Source organism: Pseudoduganella sp. (assembly GCF_041914865.1).
Lineage (GTDB): Bacteria > Pseudomonadota > Gammaproteobacteria > Burkholderiales > Burkholderiaceae_D > Rugamonas.
Genome location: NZ_JAYSCO010000088.1, coordinates 1 through 17,725, shown reverse-complemented (window position 1 = coordinate 17,725; position 17,725 = coordinate 1). Strand labels below are relative to the sequence as shown.

The following is a 17,725-nucleotide window of genomic DNA, read 5'->3' as shown; positions in this document are numbered from 1 at the left end:
AGCGCTCGGCGTAGGTCAGCGCGTCGCACAGGATCAGGCGGCCTTCGGCGTCGGTGTTCAGGATCTCGATGGTCAGGCCGTTCATCGAGGTGACGATGTCGCCCGGCTTGGTGGCGCGGCCGGAAGGCATGTTCTCGCAGGCGGCGACGATGCCGATCACGTTGGACTTCAGACCCATTTCGCCGATCGCGCGGAAGGTGCCCAGCACGGAGCCGGCGCCGCACATATCGTATTTCATCTCGTCCATGCCTGGACCGGCCTTGATCGAGATGCCGCCGGTGTCGAAGGTGATGCCTTTGCCCACCAGGACGGTCGGCGCGTCCTTGGCCTTGCCGCCCTTGTGCTTCAGGACGATGAATTTAGGCGCCTGCTCGGAGCCGTTGGTCACGGACAGGAAGGAACCCATTTTCAGGGCTTCCATCTGCTTGCGGTCCAGGATCTCGACTTCAAAGCCGAAGTCCTTGGCCAGTTTCTTGGCGGTGTTGGCCAGGTAGGTCGGGGTGCAGACGTTGGCGGACAGGTTGCCCAGGTCCTTGGTCAGTTCCATGCCGTTGGCGATCGCCACGGCCTGCGACAGCGCCAGTTTGGTGGCGGCGTTGTTGGCCACAGCCAGGGCGACCTTCTTCGGGCCGGCCCATGCCGGGTCTTTCTTGGATTTCTGGGAATCGGTGCGGTACACGGCGTCGCGGCCGGCCAGCACGGCGGCGCGGATGGCCCAGTCAACCTCGCGGCCTTTCACTTCGTCCAGCGGCAATGCGATAATAGCGTCCGTCGAGGCGACGGTGCCCAGCGCCTTGATGGCGGCATTGATGGCGGAGCTGATGGCTTTTTCAGCAACCGCTTCGTCGCTGCCCAGGCCCACCAGCAGCACGCGTTCGGCGGCAGCGCCTTTCAGGCCGCGCAGCAGCAGGGTGGTGCCGGCCTTGCCGGTGATGTCGCCGGACTTCAGCGCTGCAGTGATCTCACCGGCGCTGTCGAGGGCTTTAGCCGCTTTCGAGAGTTTCTTGTTTTCGAAGACGCCGACCACGACGCAGCCGCTTTTGGCGCTGGCGATGGTGTTCTTGGCGTCGAATGCTTTTATGCTAAAGTCCATTTGGATTCTCCTTAATTTTGTAGAACGAATTATAAACGTCGAATGATTTTCCATCGTGCCCTCCGCCGTGAGCTGGTCAGCTCTGCCGGGGCCTCCTTTACGGTACTGTTCTCGATCCTCCTGACGTGGACCCTGATTTCGATCCTCGGTAAAGCCGCAGGGGGCAAGGTCGCGTCCAGCGATGTCATTGCGCTTATTGCGTTCGCAGCCCTGAATTATCTGCCAATTGTCCTGATTTTCACCAGTTTTATTTCAGTCCTGATGGTGGTGACCCGCATCTACAAGGATTCGGAGATGGTGGTGTGGTTCGCATCGGGCGTCAGCCTCACGCGTTTCGTCAAGCCGGTGCTGATGTTCGCGCTGCCGCTGATCGTGCTGACCGGGGTGCTCAGTTTTTACGCAACCCCCTGGGCGCGTTCCAAAAGCGCCGAGTACACGGAGCGCTTTACCAAACGTGAGGACCTGCAAAAGGTGTCGCCGGGCCAGTTCAAGGAATCGTCCTCCGCCAACCGCATCTTCTTTGTTGAGGGCGTGTCCGGCAGCAGCGCGGTGGTGCGCAATGTCTTCGTCAACCAGGTCGATGCCAAGGGCACGTCGGTGGTGGTGGCCAGCGAGGGCGTGATCGAGACCTTGCCGTCCGGCGACCGCCACCTGGTGCTCAAGAACGGCCGACGCTACCAGGGCAAGCCGGGCGACGCCGATTTCCAGAGCATGGAGTTCGAGCGCTACAGCATGCGCGTGTCGCAGCGTACTACGGAAGTGGGCGGGCAGAAGGAAGCCAAGGCGCTGCCGACCGGCGAGCTGCTGGCCTCCAGTACCGAGGCGGCCAAGGGGGAGCTGATGTGGCGCATGTCGATGCCGCTGGCCTGCATAGGGCTGGTGCTGCTGGCGATCCCGCTCGGCTTTGTCAATCCGCGCGCAGGCAGCGCGACCAACCTGATTATCGCGGTGCTGATCTTCTTCACCTATAACAACCTGATTAACGTGATCGAATCCGGCATCCGGCGCGGCAAGTTCGCCTTTGGCATGGCATGGTGGCCGCTGCATCTTGGCATGGCGCTGACTGTGCTGCTGCTGTTCGCCTGGCGCCTGAACGTGAACCACCGCTACCATCCGCGCGCCCTGTGGGCTGCCTTCAAGCGTGGAGGCGGCAAGAAATGAGGATTCTGCAGCGTTACTTCTTCGTCTCGATCCTGCAGGCGGTGGCGTTCGCGCTGGCCGCGCTGCTTGGCTTGCAGGCTTTCTTCGACCTGACAGGCGAGCTGCCGGTGGTCGGCAAGAACGGCTACGGCATGGAGCATGCCGCGCTATATATGCTGGCGATGATGCCGCAGCACGTGAACGAGGTACTGCCGGTGGCGGCGCTGATCGGCACCATCTACACGATGGCGCAGTTTGCCTCGACCTCAGAGTTCACCATCATGCGCGCCTCGTCCATGTCGACGCGCATGGCGGCCAGCATGGTGGGCCGGGTCGGCCTGGTGCTGGTGTTGCTGGCCTTTATCTTCGGCGAGCTGATTACGCCGCGCCTGGCGCCGGTGGCCGAGAAGCTGCGCCTGATGGGGCGGGGCGCCACGGTGTCGTCGGAATTCCGCTCCGGCATGTGGACCAAGGACATCATCAAGAGCGAGGGCATGACCGGCGAGGTGCAGGGTACGCGCTTCTTCAACGTGCGCGAGGTGCGTTCGGACGGCAAGCTGGTGGACGTCAAGCTGTACGACTTCGACAACCGCTTCCGCCTGCGCACGCTGACTTACGCCAAGTCGGCTGTCTTCAGCGGCAAGAACACCTGGCTGCTGAGCGATGTGACCGAGAATATCTTCAGCAATCCGGCGCTGGCGGTGGAGGGGGCCGAGGCAACCCTGGCCAATAATTTCGCGCAGGAGACGGGCGCGGTGGAGATCAAGAAGTACGCCAGCAAGGAGCTGATTTCCGAGATCACGCCGCGCATCCTGTCGGTGTCGCGTTCGGACCCGGAGCGCATGTCGGCCATCGAACTGGCGGTGTACACCCGCCACCTGCAGGAAAACAAGCAGGAGACCGAGCGCTTCAAGATCGCGTTCTGGAAAAAGCTGTTCGACCCGATGGCGATCCTGGTGCTGATGGCGCTGGCGCTGCCGTTCGCCTACCTGCACACGCGTGCCGGCGGCGTGAGCCTGAAGATTTTCATCGGCATCATGATCGGCGTCAGCTTCCTGCTGGTGAACACGCTGTTCTCGCACATCGGCGTGCTGTCGGCACTGCCGGCTTTCCTGACCGCGCTGATGCCAAGCCTGCTGTATCTGATGCTGGCGCTGGCGGCGTTGTACTGGGTGGAGCGGCATTAGCATGGGCGGCCGCGCATTAGTACTGTTCGCGCACGGCGCGCGCTCCGCCAGCTGGGCGGCGCCGTTCGAGCGCCTGCGCGACATGGTGGCGGCACGGGCGCTGGATACCGATGTCTCGCTGGCCTTCCTGGAGCTGATGTCGCCGCGCCTGCCGGAGCAGGTGGCCACATTGGTGGCGCAGGGCGTGGATGATGTGACGGTGGTGCCGGTGTTCCTGGGGCAGGGCGGCCATGTGCTGCGCGACCTGCCGCTGATCCTGGATGAGATGCGCCTGGCGCATCCGGGTGTCGCCATCCGCGCCGTGGGCGCGGTGGGCGAGGACCCGGAGGTGCTGCGGGCGATGACGGATTACTGCTTGTCGGCCTTGCCTTCGCCTTTGGCATGAGCCACCATGGCGGCGATGGTGCTGCCAGGATTTTCGAACTCGCGCTGTACGGCGTCGCGCAGGGCGTCGGACTTCAAGGCTTCCAGGGCCGCGTTGCTGGCCTTGAACGCTTCATCATCTTCGCCCAGGCGGCGCAGCACTTCCACCACCAGCCGTACTTCCTTGGCGTAGTTCAGCACGAAGGCCAGCAGTTGCGGGGCGGATGAGGTGTTGCCGCGCTTGGCCATTTCTTCGGCGAAGTCGTTGACGCGGGTGGCCAGCGCGGTGATGCGGGCTACCGGGTCGGGCAGGTAGCGGCGCGCCAGCTGGAAGTCTTCCACGGCTACCAGGGCTGGCAGGGCCAGGTCGGCGCAGTCCTTGGCCATGTCCGGCAGCTGGGTGTCCAGCTGGGTGAACAGTTCGTGCGTGGAGCGGTCGTCGCCCAGGGCGCTGTTGATGGCGCTGACGTCCTGGAACAGACCGAGCGTGGCGCCGCCGTTCAGGATGCGCTGGGTGTCGCGGTCGCGGATCGCTTGCAGGGCGCGGCGCGCCAGGGGGAATTGTTCGGCCAGGTAGATCCAGTCGCGCAGGGCGAACGACAGGCGGACGCCGGCCAGCGACGGGTCTTCGGCCAGGGCGTGCTCGTGGAACCACAGGTGGTCGCGCAGGGCGTCTTCGTATTTGCCGGCCAGGCGCGCATTGCGGGCGCGCTCCAGCATTTCGTGGGCTTGGCTCATCGTTGGTACCTCTTTTTTAATGAGGTCGGTATTTTACGCCTAAACCCGGTAAACCAGGGTCAGACCCAAGGGTCAGACCCTGTTACGCGGCTGCCGCAGGCCGAGGGTCTGACCCTTGGGTCTGACCCCGGTTTACCGGGTTTGGCGCGGCCGCGCTGCCATGGCATTGCCCAGCATGACCAGCACCGGCCCATGCGCCGCAGGCAGCCCATGCGCCAATTCGGCCAGGGTAATGCGCTCCACCCGCTGGTCCGGCCGCGACACATTCTCGATCACCACCACCGGCGTCTCCGGCGCGCGCCCTTGCGACAGCAGGTTATTGGCCGTGGCAATCGCTTCGCGCCCGCCCATATACTGCACCAGCGTATCAGTGGAAGGAATGGTCAGCTCTTCCGGATGCCCCGGCGCCGTGGAAGAAGTAAAGAATGCCACGCTGCGCGCCACGCCACGTTTGGTGAGCGGCTGCAAAGTGGCGGCGGCGGCGGCAACGGCGGTGGTAATGCCCGGCACCACTTCCACCTCGATGCCCTCGGCCTCCAGCGCCGACAATTCCTCGTCCGCGCGTCCGAACAGCATCGGGTCGCCGCCCTTGAGGCGCACCACCAGCCGGTAGCGCGCCGCGCATTCAACCAGTTGCTGGTTGATGGATTCCTGCGCCGCCGAACGCTGGCCGGCCCGTTTACCGACCGAGATTTTCTCGGCCTGCGGGCACAGCTCCAGCATTTCCGGCGTCACCAGCGCGTCATACAGCACCACCTCGGCCTGCGCCAGCAGGCGTGCGCCGCGTAAGGTGATCAAGTCCTGCGCCCCGGGTCCAGCTCCAATCAGATACACCTTCCCGTATGGCATTGCGCAGGCTCCTTGGCGATTAGCTTACTCGCCGAGGCGGATCATGCCGGCGGCGACAGTCTGGTGCGTGACCTCATCGATCAGGATGAAGGCGCCGGTGGCGCGGATATCCGAGTAGGCATCGGCCGCCAGCGGCTGCTGCACGGTGAGCGCAATGCGCGCCACGTCGTTCAGCTTGAGCACATTGGCATCGTGACGGTGCTGGGTGTTGATGTCAAGGATGGAGTCGATTTTCGTCACTTTTGCGGCAGTCTGCTTGGTGCCGTGCTTGATCCAGTACTTGCGGCGCAGGTCCAGCGGCTCTTCGGACAGCCAGCACACATCGGCACTCACCTGCTTGAGCAGCTGCGCCGGTTGCGCGCTCGATGCCAGCAGGTCGCCGCGCGACACGTCCACATACTCTTCCAGCACGATGGTGACCGACTGGCCCGCCGAAGCGAACGGGATCGAGCCGTCGAAGGTGACGATCTCTTTCACCGTGGCGCTCTGGCCGGAAGGCTGCACCACCAGCTTGTCGCCGACAGAGACGCTGCCCGCTTCGATACGGCCCATATAGCCGCGGAAGTCGTTGGCTTCGTGGCCGTTGTGGCGCGCCACCAGCTGCACCGGGAAGCGGAAGGCGGAGGCGTGCGATTCGTCGTACACCGACAGGTCTTCCAGCAGCTCGATCAGGGTAGGGCCCTGGTACCAGGCCATGCGCTCGCTCTTCTCGACCACATTGTCGCCAGCCAGCGCCGACAGCGGCAGGGTGGTGACGTGCTTGATGCCGAGGGTGGCGGCGAACTCGCGGTAGGCCTTGACGATGCGCTCGTACACGTCCTGGTCGTAGTTCACCAGGTCCATCTTGTTGACAGCCACCACCACGTGTTCGATCTGCAGCAGGTGGGCGATGGTGGAGTGGCGCTTGGTCTGGATCAGCAGGTCCACGCCGCCGTCTTCGCGCAGCTTCACTTTCGACACGTCGACCAGGATGATCACGGCGTCGGCGGTGGAGGCGCCGGTCACCATATTGCGGGTGTACTGCTCGTGGCCCGGGGTGTCGGCGATGATGAATTTGCGCTTGGGCGTGGCGAAATAGCGGTAGGCCACGTCGATGGTGATGCCTTGTTCGCGCTCCGCTTCCAGGCCGTCGGTCAGCAGGGACAGGTCGATGGTGTCGCCCACGGTGCGCTTATGCTTGGCGCGCGACACGGCGGCCAGCTGGTCGGCGAAGATGCCCTTGCTGTCGAACAGCAGGCGGCCGATCAGGGTGCTCTTGCCGTCGTCGACGGAGCCGGCGGTGATGAAGCGCAGGAGGCTGCGTTCGTTCAGGTTCTCGTTACGTGCGTTCATCAGAAATATCCTTGCTTCTTGCGTTTTTCCATGGAGGCTTCGGAGGTCTGGTCGTCCATCCGGGTGGCGCCGCGTTCGGTGACTTCGGTGACGGCGGTTTCGGCGATGATCGCGTCCACGTCGGCGGCGTCGGAGGCCACAGGGCAGGTGCAGGAGATGTCGCCCACGGTGCGGAAGCGCACTACGCGGGTTTCGACGGCTTCGCCTTCACGCGCCGGGGTCAGGTCGGTCAGCGGCACCAGCAGGCCGTTACGCGGGATCACCTGGCGTTCGTGCGCAAAGTAGATCGACGGCAGGGCCAGTTTCTCGCGGGCGATGTACTGCCACACATCCAGCTCGGTCCAGTTCGAGATCGGGAACACGCGCATGTTTTCGCCAGGGTGGACGCGGGTGTTATACAGGTCCCACAGTTCCGGGCGCTGCGCCTTCGGGTCCCATTGGCCGAATTCGTCGCGGAAGGAGAAGATGCGCTCCTTGGCGCGGGCCTTTTCCTCGTCGCGGCGGGCGCCGCCGATGCAGGCGTCGAAGCCGTGTTCGGCGATGGTTTCCAGCAGGGTCACGGCTTGCGCGGCGTTGCGCGAGTCGGTCTGCGGATTACGCAGGCGCACGGTGCCCTTTTTGATCGATTCCTCGACGGAGCCGACGATCAGGCGCTCGCCCAGTTCGGCCACGCGGCGGTCGCGGAATTCGATCACTTCGGCGAAATTGTGGCCGGTGTCGATATGCACCAGCGGGAAGGGGAATTTGCCCGGGCGGAAAGCCTTCTCGGCGATGCGCAGCAGGACCACGGAATCCTTGCCGCCGCTGAACAGCAGGGCAGGGTTCGCGCATTCGGCGGCCACCTCGCGCATGATGTGGATCGCTTCCGATTCCAGCGCGTCCAGGTGGCGCGAATTGACGTGTTGTTCTACCAGTGCGTTCATGTTCAGGCTACTTTCTTAATGCGAATCAGTTTTCCGTCGACCAGGTGCAGGCCGCATTCCTTCGATTCCGGGTTTTCCCACCACCAGCGGCCGGCGCGCACATCTTCGCCCGGCTGGATGGCGCGGGTGCAGGGCTCGCAGCCGATGGAAGGGAAGCCCTGGTCGTGCAGCGGGTTGTACGGCACTTCATTACCGCGGATGTATTCCCAGACTTCTTCCTCCGACCAGTCGGCCAGGGGATTGAACTTTTGCATGCCATGCGCGGCGTCGTCTTCCTGCACCGACAGCTCGGCACGGGTGCTCGATTGCGCGCGGCGCTGGCCGGTGACCCAGGCCTTCTTGCCTTGCAGCGCGCGGCCCAGCGGCTCGACCTTGCGGATGTGGCAGCAGGCCTTGCGCAGTTCGACGCTATCGTAGAAGGCGTTGTGGCCGTGCTTGATGATGTGGTCCGTCACCGCGGCCGTTACCGGGCGGTACAGGGCGATCTCGTAGCCGTAGCGTTCGCGCACGCGGTCCACCATGCCCAGGGTTTCCTTGTGCAGGCGTCCCGTCTCCAGGGAGAAGATGCCGATTGGCAGGCCGGCCTTCAGGATCAGGTCGGTCAGCACCATGTCTTCGGCCGCCAGGCTGGAGGCGAATACCGCCGGCGAATAGTCTTGGGCAATACGTTCCAGCGTGGCGAGCGTCTGTCCGACGCGGGCTGCGAGTTCGCTCATGTTCAGGCTCCGGTCGTGGCGGCAGGGGCAGGGCGGGCTTGGCGGCGGAACAGCGGTACGCGCTGGTCGACCGATGCCTGGTAGGTTTCGCTGAAGACGGTCAGGCCTTTCAGCGCTTCTTCAATGCTGCGGTCCGGGCGCGTGTCGTAGGCGTCGAAGCCCACGCGCTGCATCGAGAACAGCTGGTCGCGCAGCACGTCGCCGATGGCGCGCAGCTCGCCGGTCCAGCCCAGGCGCGAACGCAGGTTCCAGGCGTGCGAGTAGCCGCGGCCGTCGGTGAATTTCGGGAAGTCGACCGCCACCACGCCCAGGCGCGGCAGGTCGTCGCGCAGGGCGCGCGGATCTTCGTCCGGGGCGATCCAGACGCCGATTTCGCCGGCGGCGGCACGCGCGGACAGCGCGTCGCGCTGCGCCAGCCAGGTTGCCAGCGGCACGATCACACGGCCGGCCGGGACTTCCAGCGCGGCCACCACGGCTGGATCGGCCGGGGCAGGGGCGGCGGCCGGATCGGCGCCTTCGGCAGCCGGTGCGCGCAGCAGGTTCCAGTCGTCCGCCACGATGGCGCGGCCCTTGATGATTTGCTTAGGCATATTCAGCCTCCTCTGCTTCTGCCACGATCGGGGTGGCGTAGACGAATTCCTTGAACGGGGCGATGCCCAGGCGCTGCGCGGTGTCGACGAAACGCTCTTCCGGCGTGCGTTCGCGGATATACACCTGCAGCAGGCGGTCGATCACTTCCGGCATCTGCGCGGCGGAGAAGGACGGGCCGATGATCTTGCCGATGGCGGCGTTGTTGCCTTGCGCGCCGCCAATCGACACCTGGTACCATTCGCTGCCATCCTTATCCACGCCCAGCACGCCGATATTGCCGACGTGGTGGTGGCCGCAGGCGTTGATGCAGCCCGAGATGTTCAGTTCGAAGTCGCCGATATCGTGCAGGAAGTCGATGCGGTCGAAGCGCTCGGCGATGGACTGCGCGATCGGGATCGACTTGGCATTGGCCAGCGAGCAGAAGTCGCCGCCCGGGCAGCAGATGATGTCGGTCAGCAGGCCGATGTTCGGCGTGGCCAGGCCCTGCGCCTTGATCTCTTCCCACAGCGCGAACAACTGGGTCTGTTCCACGTCCGCCAGCACGATGTTCTGCTCGTGCGTCACGCGCAGTTCGCCGAAGCTGTAGCGGTCGGCCAGGTCGGCCATGAAGTCCATCTGCGCATCGGTCGCGTCGCCCGGCGGCACGCCGGTCTTCTTCAGCGACAGCACCACGGCGGCGTAGCCCGGTACCTTGTGCGGCTTCACGTTACGCTTCAGCCACAGGCCGAAGGCCTTGCTGTCGGCGTGGGCGGCAGCGGCGTCGAAGACCGGCAGCGTTTTGTATTCGTGCGGCTGGAAGTAGGCGATGACGCGTTCCATTTCCTCCAGCGTCAGGGTCTGCTCGGTGCCTTTCAGGTCTTCCCACTCCGCTTCCACCTGGCGCGTGAATTCTTCCACGCCCACGGCTTTCAGCAGGATCTTGATGCGGGCCTTGTACTTGTTGTCGCGGCGGCCGTGCAGGTTATACACGCGCATGATCGCTTCGATATAGGTCAGCATGTGCTCGCGCGGCAGGAACTCGCGGATCACGCTGCCCAGGATCGGGGTGCGGCCCATGCCGCCGCCGACCATGACCTTGAAGCCGATTTCGCCGGCCTCGTTCTTCACCACGGTCAGGCCGATGTCGTGCACGGCGATGGCGGCGCGGTCTTCCAGGGCGCCGTTGATGGCGACCTTGAACTTGCGCGGCAGGGCGGCGAATTCAGGGTGGAAGGTGGACCACTGGCGCAGCACCTCGGCATAAGGGCGCGGATCGACAATCTCGTCGGCTGCCACGCCCGCGAACTCGTCGGAGGTCACGTTGCGGATGCAATTGCCGGACGTCTGGATCGCGTGCATTTCCACGGTGGCCAGGTCGGCCAGGATATCCGGCGACTCTTCCAGCTTGATCCAGTTGAACTGGATGTTCTGGCGCGTGGTGAAGTGGCCGTAGCCGCGGTCATATTTGCGCGCGATATGGGCAAACATGCGCATCTGCTTCGACGACAGCAGGCCGTAAGGCACGGCGATACGCAGCATATAGGCGTGGCGCTGGTTATACAGGCCGTTCTGCAAGCGCAGCGGCAGGAATTCAGCTTCCGTCAGCTCATCGTTCAGGCGGCGTTGCACCTGGTCGCGGTATTGCGCGATCCGTTCGCGGACGATGAGGTGGTCGTATTGGTCGTATTGATACATGTCTGTCCCAGTCAGGCTTGCCCAAAGTGGAATCAATGGTAATAAACTGGGGCTTTATTCCAAACGACATAGTCTTTATTTGCTTATATGCTGTTAAGGCATAAGCATCAGCGTAAAATAGCGCTGGGGAGTCCAACGAGAACCAAGAATGAACCTTCACCAATTGCGATTCGTGCGGGAAGCCGTGCGCCAGAACTACAACCTGACCGATGCCGCCAAGGCCTTGTTCACGTCCCAGCCGGGCGTTTCCAAGGCGATTATTGAGCTGGAAGAGGAGTTAGGTGTTGATATTTTCACAAGGCATGGCAAGCGTATCCGTGGCCTGACCGAGCCCGGGCGGCTGGTGTTGTCCTCGGTCGAGCTGATCATGCAGGAAATCGACAGCCTGAAACGCATCGGCAAGGAGTACGCCGCGCAGGATTCGGGCAGTTTCACCATCGCCACCACCCACACCCAGGCGCGCTACACGCTGCCCAAGGTAGTGCAGGCTTTCATGCAGAAGTACCCGAAGGTGCGCTTGTCGTTGCTGCAAGGCAACCCCAAGCAGATTGCCGAGATGGTGCAGCGCGACCAGGCCGACCTGTGCATCGCCACCGAATCGATCGCCGGCATGGACAACCTGGTAACCTTGCCGTGCTACCAGTGGGAGCATGTGGTGGTGGTGCCGCCCGACCATCCGCTGCTGAAGATCAAGTCGATCACGCTGGAAGAGGTGGCCGAGCACCCCGTCATCACGTATGATGCCGCCTTCGCCGGCCGGTCGCGCATCGACCAGGCTTTCGAAAAGCGTGGCCTGAAACCGGACGTCCTGCTGGAAGCGATTGACGCGGACGTGATCAAGACCTACGTTGAACTGGGTATGGGCATCGGCATCATCGCCGGCATGGCCTTCGACCCGGACCGCGACCGCAACCTGCGCGCCATCCCTGCCGGCCACCTGTTCGGCATGAATGTGTCGCGCGTGGCGGTGAAACAAGGCGCTTACCTGCGCTCCTATATATATACCTTCATCGAGCTGCTGGCGCCGACCCTGAACCGCAAGCTGATCGAGCAGGCGATGAAGGGTGAACATGAGAACTACGAACTGTGATTAACGAAGAAGAACTGTACGAAGTGCGCGAGCACGTGGAAGAACTGCTGGACGGCCACGAAGTCCTGCAGCTGGAAAGCCTCGACCTGGACAGCCTGGACGTGGCGCCGGGCCAGTACACGGCCGTCTACGCTGAATTCCTGTGGGCCCAGCTGGGGCGCGAAAAGCAGGACAAGTTCCTGAAACAATTGCGCGAGAAGGTCGGCAAGGATGTGCTGCTGGTGCTGATGGGCGAAGACTATGTGGACGGCGAAAGCTTCCCGGTGGCGCGCACCGACCAGCACGGTAATACCTACGAGTTCCAGAAAGATGCCGACGGTAACCGGCACGAAGTGATGAAAAATTACCCGTCCGACAGCTGGCTGCGCAAGCGTTTGGGCATTGCCGCACGTGAAATTAAGGTGTTGCGTTCGGAATATTACTGGGTTGTTACAAGCCGCCTGAAGTAATTTTTTCCTGTCACATTGTTGAAGTAATTCGAGGGCAATATAGCTGCGTTTGAAACATTTCCCTCAACTTCAACACTGTAGGACAACAAGTGAAAAAACTGACTCTGGCAGCACTGATCATCGGCGGTTTCGCAGCTCAAGCCCAAGCCCAATCCAATGTGACCATCTACGGTATCGCTGACGCAGGTATCGTCGGTGAGCGCGGCGGCGCCGCCGGCAGTGTCACCAAGCTGACCAGCGGCGTGGGTAATGCCTCCCGTATCGGTTTCCGCGGCACTGAAGACCTGGGCGGCGGCAACTCCGCAATCTTCCAACTGGAAGCCGGCACCAAGATCGACACCGGCGAAAACGACTCCGCCCTGTTCCAGCGCCAGGCTTTCGTTGGCCTGAAGAGCAAGGACCTGGGCACCGTGACCCTGGGCCGCCAGTACACCATGCTGTACAACGTGCTGTCCAAGACCGCTGACCCATTCGGCGCCGGCTTCGCTGGCAATGCCAAGAACCTGTTCGCCACCGGCGGCGCCGGTACCCGCGTCAGCAACTCCCTGCTGTACACCACCCCGACCTTCGAAGGCTTCAGCGCTGACGTGCAGTACGGCTTCGGCGAGCAGGCGGGCGACAACACCGCCGGCCGCCAACTGGGCCTGGCAGTGAACTACGCACAGGGTCCGCTGAAAGCATCCGTTGTATACAACAACAAGAACAACGACACCGCCGCTGTGGGCACCACCCCGGCCGTGCGTAAAGACCGCGTGAAGAACACCCTGTTCGCCGCCAACTACGACTTCGGCGTCGCCAAGGCCTACTTCGGCTACGAAATCGACAAAGGCGCCGGCAGCTCGCCGCTGCCAGTGGCCAACGCCTTCGGCTACAAGGTCGCTCCTAAATCGTCCGCTGACAGCACCACCCTGCTGCTGGGCGTAGGCGTGAAAGCCGGCACCGGCACCGTCCTGGCTTCCTACATCCGCAAGGACGACAAGCAGAACAACCAGGACGCCAACCAGTTCGGCATCGGCTACCTGCATCCGCTGTCCAAGCGCACCGACCTGTACGCCATGGTTGCCAAGATGAGCAACAAGAACGGCGCCGGCTACACCATCGGCAACAACACCGAAGCCGGCACCGGCGACAAGGCCTACAACCTGGGCGTGCGCCACACCTTCTAAGCAGTTTTGTAGCAAGCAGTACCACTCTCTCGAGGTGATTCATGATCTTTGGCAGGTCTTCGGACCTGCCGTTTTTTTGCTATGCTGAGCGCCATGCGCGCCTTGCTACTTACAATGATCTTGCTGCCTGCCGTCGCCGCCCCGGCAGCCGCCGCGGAATGGTTCCCGGTCGCCGCCAACCTGGACGGCAAGCCCGGCATCTATAGCGCCTTGCCGCGCGCCGCCAGCCCCTGGCGCATCTGCGTGCTGCTGCCGCATGCGCGCGACAAGTACTGGTGGGGCATTTCCTGGGGCCTGCAGGAGGAGGCTGACCGGCTCGGCGTGCGCGTCGGCATTTACCAGGCGGGCGGCTACGAATTCCTCGATACCCAGCGTTCCCAGTTCACTTCCTGTATCAGCCAGCGTGCCGACGCAATCCTGCTGGGCGCCATTTCCGCCGATGGCCTGAACAAGGAGATCGACGCGGCCCGCGCCGCCGGCATCCCCGTCATCGACCTGGTCAACGGCGTGACCAGCAAAGCTGTGACGGCGCGTTCCCTGGTCGATTTCGGCGATATGGCCAGCGCCGCGCTGCGCTACCTGCTGGCCGATGCCGACGGACGGCCAGTCAAGGTGCTCTGGCTGCCGGGTCCCAAGGACGCGGGCTGGGTGAACGACGCCGAAGCAGCGCTGCAGCGGCGCCTGGCCGGCACCCAGGTCGAGCTGGTGCACGGCGGTTACGCGCCGCCGGAAGCCAGCAGCCAGATGGCGCTGGTGCGCAAGCACCTGCAGTCGTACCGGCCTGATTATGTGCTGGGCAATGCCGTTGCGGCGGAAGTGGCGGCCAATTTCGCGCACTACCAGGACCGCAGCGGCATGAAGGTGCTCGCCTATTACGCCACCGAGCCGGTGGTGGAACTGGTCAAGGCCGGCAAGGTGCTGGCGGCGCCGAGCGACGGCACCATCCTGCAGGCGCGCATCGGGCTGGATCTGGCGGTGCGCGCCATCGAAAAGAAACCGCACCCGCTGCGCGTGTCGCCGGCGATCGAAGTGCTGGATGCGGAAAGCGTACGCAGATACGACCTGTCGCGCTTGCTGGCGCCACCGTTCAAACGCTTCACCCAGCGCCCGTTGCCGCCGCCCCAGAATTAGCGGGCAGCGGCAGGCGGATGGCAATGCGGGTGCCGCCCGCCGATCCGCGCCCACCCTCCACGGAAATGCTGCCGCGCAGCGCCGCCACGCGCTCGCGCATGCCGAGCAGGCCAAGAGCGTCGGCGCGCGCCATATCGCCGGCGGCGATGCCGCGCCCGTTGTCGGCAATGTCGAGACGCAGTTCGGCGCCTGCGCGCTGCAGCTGGATCTGGGCCGAACTGGCGCCCGCATGGCGGGCGATATTGGTCAGCGACTCCTGTACCAGGCGGTAGATGGCGGTGCTGTAGCTCTCGTCCAGCACCAGGGCTTCGGGCAGGGCGTCGAAGCGGCAGCAGATGTTGTGGCGCTTCTCGAAATCGCGCCGCAGCGCGTCCAGCGCGAAATACAGGCCGCCTTCATCCAGTGCGCGCGGGCGCAGGTTGCCGGCGATGCGGCGCAGCGAGCCGATGGCGTGGAGCAGCAGGGCGTCCATGCTGGCCAGCCGTTCCTGCGCCTCCGGCGAGCCGTGCGGCAGCTGCTTGAGCAGGGTGAGCTCGACGCGCAAGGTGGCCAGCAGCTGGCCCAGGTCGTCGTGCAGTTCGCGCGAGATGTGCACGCGTTCGTCCTCGCGAATTTCCGCCAATGCGGAATCGGAGGAGCGGCGTCCTTGTTTGCGGGTACGGGGATGTTTCATGTCGGCCTCCTGGCGGCAGCTGCCACCAGGACACCGTATTACATCAAGCCGGCATGCGGCTTGATATGGATCACATCTGCTTGAAGAGATGGAGGAAGGAGCGGCTGACTTCCAGCTTGTCGCTGCGGCCTTTGATCATGACCAGGTGGCGGCCGCGGATATCGCGCGTCACGCCTTCGATGGCATTCACATTGACCAGGGTGGCGCGGTGGATCTGCCAGAACAGCGATGGGTCCAGTTCCTCCGCCAGGTCGCGCACCGGCTTGCGGATCAGCGCCTCGAACTTGTCGGTCTGTACGCAGGTGTACTTTTCATCGGAACGGAAGAACAGGATTTCTTCCACCGGTATCATGCGCAGGTCCGAGCCGATGCTGGCCTGGATCCATTGCAGGTACTTCGGCTTCGGCGCCGCAATCTTTTCCGCCAGCTGGTTCAGGATGGCGGCCATGTCCTGGCCCTGCGCGGCGCTGGCGGCAGGCGAAGCCAGGCGGCCTTTCAGGCGCTCGACGGTGATTCTCAGGCGCTCGGGCTCCGGCGGTTTCAGCACGTAGTCGACGGCGCCGCGCTCAAATGCCTCCACCGCATAGGCATCATAGGCGGTGACGAACACCACATTGCTCTTGTTGCCGATTTCGGCGGCGGCTTCCATGCCGGTCTTGCCGGGCATGCGGATGTCGAGGAAGGTGAAATCCGGCTTCAGCTCGTTGACCAGTTCAATGGCTTCGTCGCCATTCTTTGCTTCGCCGAGGATCTCCAGTTCGGGCCAGACTTGTTCCAGGCGCATACGCAGCTGGTCACGCATCAGTCGTTCATCGTCGGCAATAATTGCGGTGGGCATGGTGCTCTAATTGATGAAAAAGGAAGTGTTAATTATTCAATGGATTGCTGCTTTAGGCAATCGCTTCATTCGGCGCGCGCCAGCTGGTAGGGCACCTCGATGATCGCGATGACGCCGCTCGGCTGGTTCGGCTCGATCTTCAGCGACGCCTGGTCGCCGTGCAGCAGCTTCAGGCGCTCGCGGATATTGGTCAGGCCGAGGCCGGTGCCGGTGCTTGGCTTGGCACCGAAGCCCAGGCCGTCATCGGCCACGATCACGCGCAGCTTGCTGTGCGCCACTTCGGCGCGCACCTTCAGGTAGCCGCCTTCCGGCTTGCCTTCCAGGCCGTGCTTGATGGCGTTCTCCACCATCGATTGCAGCATCATCGGCGGGAAAGCGGCGCTGCGCAGGCCGTCGCTGATGTCGAAGTCGATGGTCAGGCGTTCCTCCATGCGCATTTTCAGCAGCGCCAGGTAAGCCACCACCATATCGGCTTCGCTGCCCAGGCTGCTGGTCAGCTTGTTCTCCCGCATCTGCGGCAGCACGGCGCGCAGGTATTTGATCAGGCTGCGCTGCATGGCCGAGGCGCGCGGCGGGTCGGTTTCGATCAGGTGCTCCACCGATGCCAGCGTGTTGAACAGGAAGTGCGGCTCGACCTGGGCCTGCATCATCTGCATTTTTGCTTCGCTCAGCTGGCGCTGCATGGATTCGCGTTCCGCTGCCGCATTGGCAACCTGCGCTTCGGCCTCGGCTTTTTTCTTGCCGCCGACCAGGGCCTTCATCGCAAACAGGGCCAGCAGCAGCAGGGTGATAAAGCTGGTGAACCAGGTGGAAGCCTGCTTGTGGTAGCGCGAGACTTTTTCTTCGGCGGCATTATCGACCGCCTGCTCCATCGCGTTCGACAGCTCTTCGCTGATCTGTGGCGGCAGCTCGATATGCACTTCCTCGCCTGGCATCGGGGCCGCCGGCGGCGCTGGAACGGCTGGGCGCGCCTTATTGCGCATTGGCGCGGCTGGCGCGGCCGGCGCGGGTGGCGGAACCGCGGCTGGATCTTCCGGCAGGGCGGGGGCGGCGGCTTCGGCGGCGGCCGCCGCTGCGGCCTCGGCCGCTTCGTGCGAGGCGGCGGCATTGGCGGCATCATCGCCGGAATCGTCTGCGGCTTCCGCTTCCGCCCCGGGGGCGGGCTTCTTGATCTTGCCGGCGCGCGGATTGAAATGGATTCCGCTGTCGTCGATGGTGATATTCGGGTCCGCGTTACCGGCTTTTGCGCGTTTGTGGGTGCGCATTACCATTTCTTCGTCGCGGGAAGGCGAGAACAGTTCATCCTGCAGGATTGACGCTGCGATCATCGACAGCGCTGCAAACAGGAAAAATTTCCACCAAGATAACTGCGTGACCCAGCCGGTAATGCCGTCGAAGGCGCGGTGCAGCCAGGCCAGCACGGTCTTTGCTGTTTCTTGGACTTTCGGAGTTGGAAACATTCGCCACTTTCTATTGAAGATGGGGCAAGTGTAGATAACCTTGCGCAAAGCCGCCATAGGTGTGCGACAGAATGCAGAAATACGGGAATAGAAGAATGCCCTTGCGGACCGCGCGGGCGTTTGCTATAGTTCTGTCCCTCGCAACGCAGCGCACACAGCGCAGCGAAGCGAAAAAGAAGTGAGGGGTTGACGAGCTGTACGAAACGCCGCATAATCTCGCTTCTGTGCTGCTGACAAACACAACGCTTTGTCGAAACAGGCAGCGATCTTTAAAAATCAACAGTCGATAAGTGTGGGCGTTTGACGATATGC

General features: G+C 63.4%; 18 protein-coding genes. 7 read left to right on the top strand and 11 right to left on the bottom strand.

Annotated elements, in window-relative coordinates:
- Positions 1 to 1,093, bottom strand: a 1,093-nt coding sequence (locus tag ACE3TQ_RS25525; RefSeq protein WP_374586332.1) for a leucyl aminopeptidase, incomplete at its 3' end; no start/stop codon positions are given.
- A gap of 42 nt (positions 1,094 to 1,135) precedes the next feature.
- On the opposite strand from ACE3TQ_RS25525, the gene lptF reads away from it, so the two are divergent.
- The 3 genes from lptF to ACE3TQ_RS25510 are packed head-to-tail and all read left to right on the top strand — an operon-like array spanning position 1,136 to position 3,805.
- The gene (lptF, locus tag ACE3TQ_RS25520; protein ID WP_374586330.1) at positions 1,136 to 2,254 is read left to right on the top strand and encodes an LPS export ABC transporter permease LptF; all 1,119 of its coding nucleotides are present in this window, start codon (positions 1,136 to 1,138) and stop codon (positions 2,252 to 2,254) included.
- Entirely contained in the window at positions 2,251 to 3,420 is a 1,170-nt protein-coding gene (lptG, locus tag ACE3TQ_RS25515) for an LPS export ABC transporter permease LptG (RefSeq protein WP_374586328.1), read from the top strand. Before lptF ends, lptG begins: the two co-directional genes overlap by 4 nt.
- Before the next feature lies 1 nt (position 3,421).
- On the top strand, positions 3,422 to 3,805 hold the full coding sequence (locus ACE3TQ_RS25510; RefSeq protein WP_374586326.1) for a sirohydrochlorin chelatase: 384 nt from the start codon (positions 3,422 to 3,424) through the stop codon (positions 3,803 to 3,805).
- Here the strand turns inward: ACE3TQ_RS25510 and ACE3TQ_RS25505 are convergent.
- The 7 genes from ACE3TQ_RS25505 to ACE3TQ_RS25475 form a co-directional block, all read right to left on the bottom strand.
- Positions 3,769 to 4,521 (bottom strand): hypothetical protein, encoded by a 753-nt coding sequence (locus ACE3TQ_RS25505; RefSeq protein WP_374586324.1) that lies wholly within the window; start codon positions 4,519 to 4,521, stop codon positions 3,769 to 3,771. The genes ACE3TQ_RS25510 and ACE3TQ_RS25505 overlap by 37 nt on opposite strands.
- Before the next feature lie 132 nt (positions 4,522 to 4,653).
- A complete protein-coding gene (gene cobA / locus ACE3TQ_RS25500; RefSeq protein ID WP_374586322.1) occupies positions 4,654 to 5,370 on the bottom strand; it encodes a uroporphyrinogen-III C-methyltransferase in 717 nt (238 codons plus the stop codon).
- A gap of 24 nt (positions 5,371 to 5,394) precedes the next feature.
- Positions 5,395 to 6,702 carry a sulfate adenylyltransferase subunit 1 gene (locus ACE3TQ_RS25495; RefSeq protein WP_374586320.1) on the bottom strand — a complete coding sequence of 436 codons (1,308 nt, stop codon included), beginning with the start codon at positions 6,700 to 6,702 and terminating at the stop codon, positions 5,395 to 5,397.
- On the bottom strand, positions 6,702 to 7,625 hold the full coding sequence (gene cysD / locus ACE3TQ_RS25490; RefSeq protein WP_161028046.1) for a sulfate adenylyltransferase subunit CysD: 924 nt from the start codon (positions 7,623 to 7,625) through the stop codon (positions 6,702 to 6,704). The genes ACE3TQ_RS25495 and cysD overlap by 1 nt, the downstream gene beginning before the upstream one ends.
- Before the next feature lie 2 nt (positions 7,626 to 7,627).
- Positions 7,628 to 8,341: a phosphoadenylyl-sulfate reductase gene (locus ACE3TQ_RS25485; RefSeq protein ID WP_374586318.1), complete on the bottom strand. Its 714-nt coding sequence runs from the start codon at positions 8,339 to 8,341 to the stop codon at positions 7,628 to 7,630.
- A 2-nt stretch (positions 8,342 to 8,343) separates the two neighbouring features.
- Positions 8,344 to 8,931 (bottom strand): DUF934 domain-containing protein, encoded by a 588-nt coding sequence (locus tag ACE3TQ_RS25480; protein ID WP_374586316.1) that lies wholly within the window; start codon positions 8,929 to 8,931, stop codon positions 8,344 to 8,346.
- Positions 8,924 to 10,606, bottom strand: a complete 1,683-nt coding sequence (locus ACE3TQ_RS25475) for a nitrite/sulfite reductase (protein WP_374586313.1) — start codon at positions 10,604 to 10,606, stop codon at positions 8,924 to 8,926. The genes ACE3TQ_RS25480 and ACE3TQ_RS25475 overlap by 8 nt, the downstream gene beginning before the upstream one ends.
- 148 nt (positions 10,607 to 10,754) lie before the next feature.
- On the opposite strand from ACE3TQ_RS25475, the gene ACE3TQ_RS25470 reads away from it, so the two are divergent.
- From ACE3TQ_RS25470 to torT, 4 genes are all read left to right on the top strand, one after another.
- Positions 10,755 to 11,696: a CysB family HTH-type transcriptional regulator gene (locus ACE3TQ_RS25470; RefSeq protein ID WP_374586312.1), complete on the top strand. Its 942-nt coding sequence runs from the start codon at positions 10,755 to 10,757 to the stop codon at positions 11,694 to 11,696.
- Positions 11,693 to 12,145, top strand: coding sequence for a hypothetical protein (locus ACE3TQ_RS25465; RefSeq protein ID WP_374586310.1), 453 nt, complete (start codon positions 11,693 to 11,695; stop codon positions 12,143 to 12,145). Before ACE3TQ_RS25470 ends, ACE3TQ_RS25465 begins: the two co-directional genes overlap by 4 nt.
- 89 nt (positions 12,146 to 12,234) lie before the next feature.
- Positions 12,235 to 13,311 (top strand): porin, encoded by a 1,077-nt coding sequence (locus ACE3TQ_RS25460; RefSeq protein WP_374586308.1) that lies wholly within the window; start codon positions 12,235 to 12,237, stop codon positions 13,309 to 13,311.
- Between the two features lie 114 nt (positions 13,312 to 13,425).
- Positions 13,426 to 14,442 (top strand): TMAO reductase system periplasmic protein TorT, encoded by a 1,017-nt coding sequence (gene torT / locus ACE3TQ_RS25455; protein WP_374586306.1) that lies wholly within the window; start codon positions 13,426 to 13,428, stop codon positions 14,440 to 14,442.
- Here torT and ACE3TQ_RS25450 read toward each other — a convergent pair.
- From ACE3TQ_RS25450 to ACE3TQ_RS25440, 3 genes are all read right to left on the bottom strand, one after another.
- Entirely contained in the window at positions 14,408 to 15,115 is a 708-nt protein-coding gene (locus ACE3TQ_RS25450; RefSeq protein WP_374586304.1) for a sensor histidine kinase, read from the bottom strand. The two genes, torT and ACE3TQ_RS25450, sit on opposite strands and share 35 nt — an antisense overlap.
- A gap of 70 nt (positions 15,116 to 15,185) precedes the next feature.
- A complete protein-coding gene (locus ACE3TQ_RS25445) occupies positions 15,186 to 15,953 on the bottom strand; it encodes a LytR/AlgR family response regulator transcription factor (RefSeq protein WP_374586302.1) in 768 nt (255 codons plus the stop codon).
- A gap of 65 nt (positions 15,954 to 16,018) precedes the next feature.
- Positions 16,019 to 17,413: a sensor histidine kinase gene (locus tag ACE3TQ_RS25440; RefSeq protein WP_374586300.1), complete on the bottom strand. Its 1,395-nt coding sequence runs from the start codon at positions 17,411 to 17,413 to the stop codon at positions 16,019 to 16,021.
- Between the last annotated feature and the right edge of the window lie 312 nt (positions 17,414 to 17,725).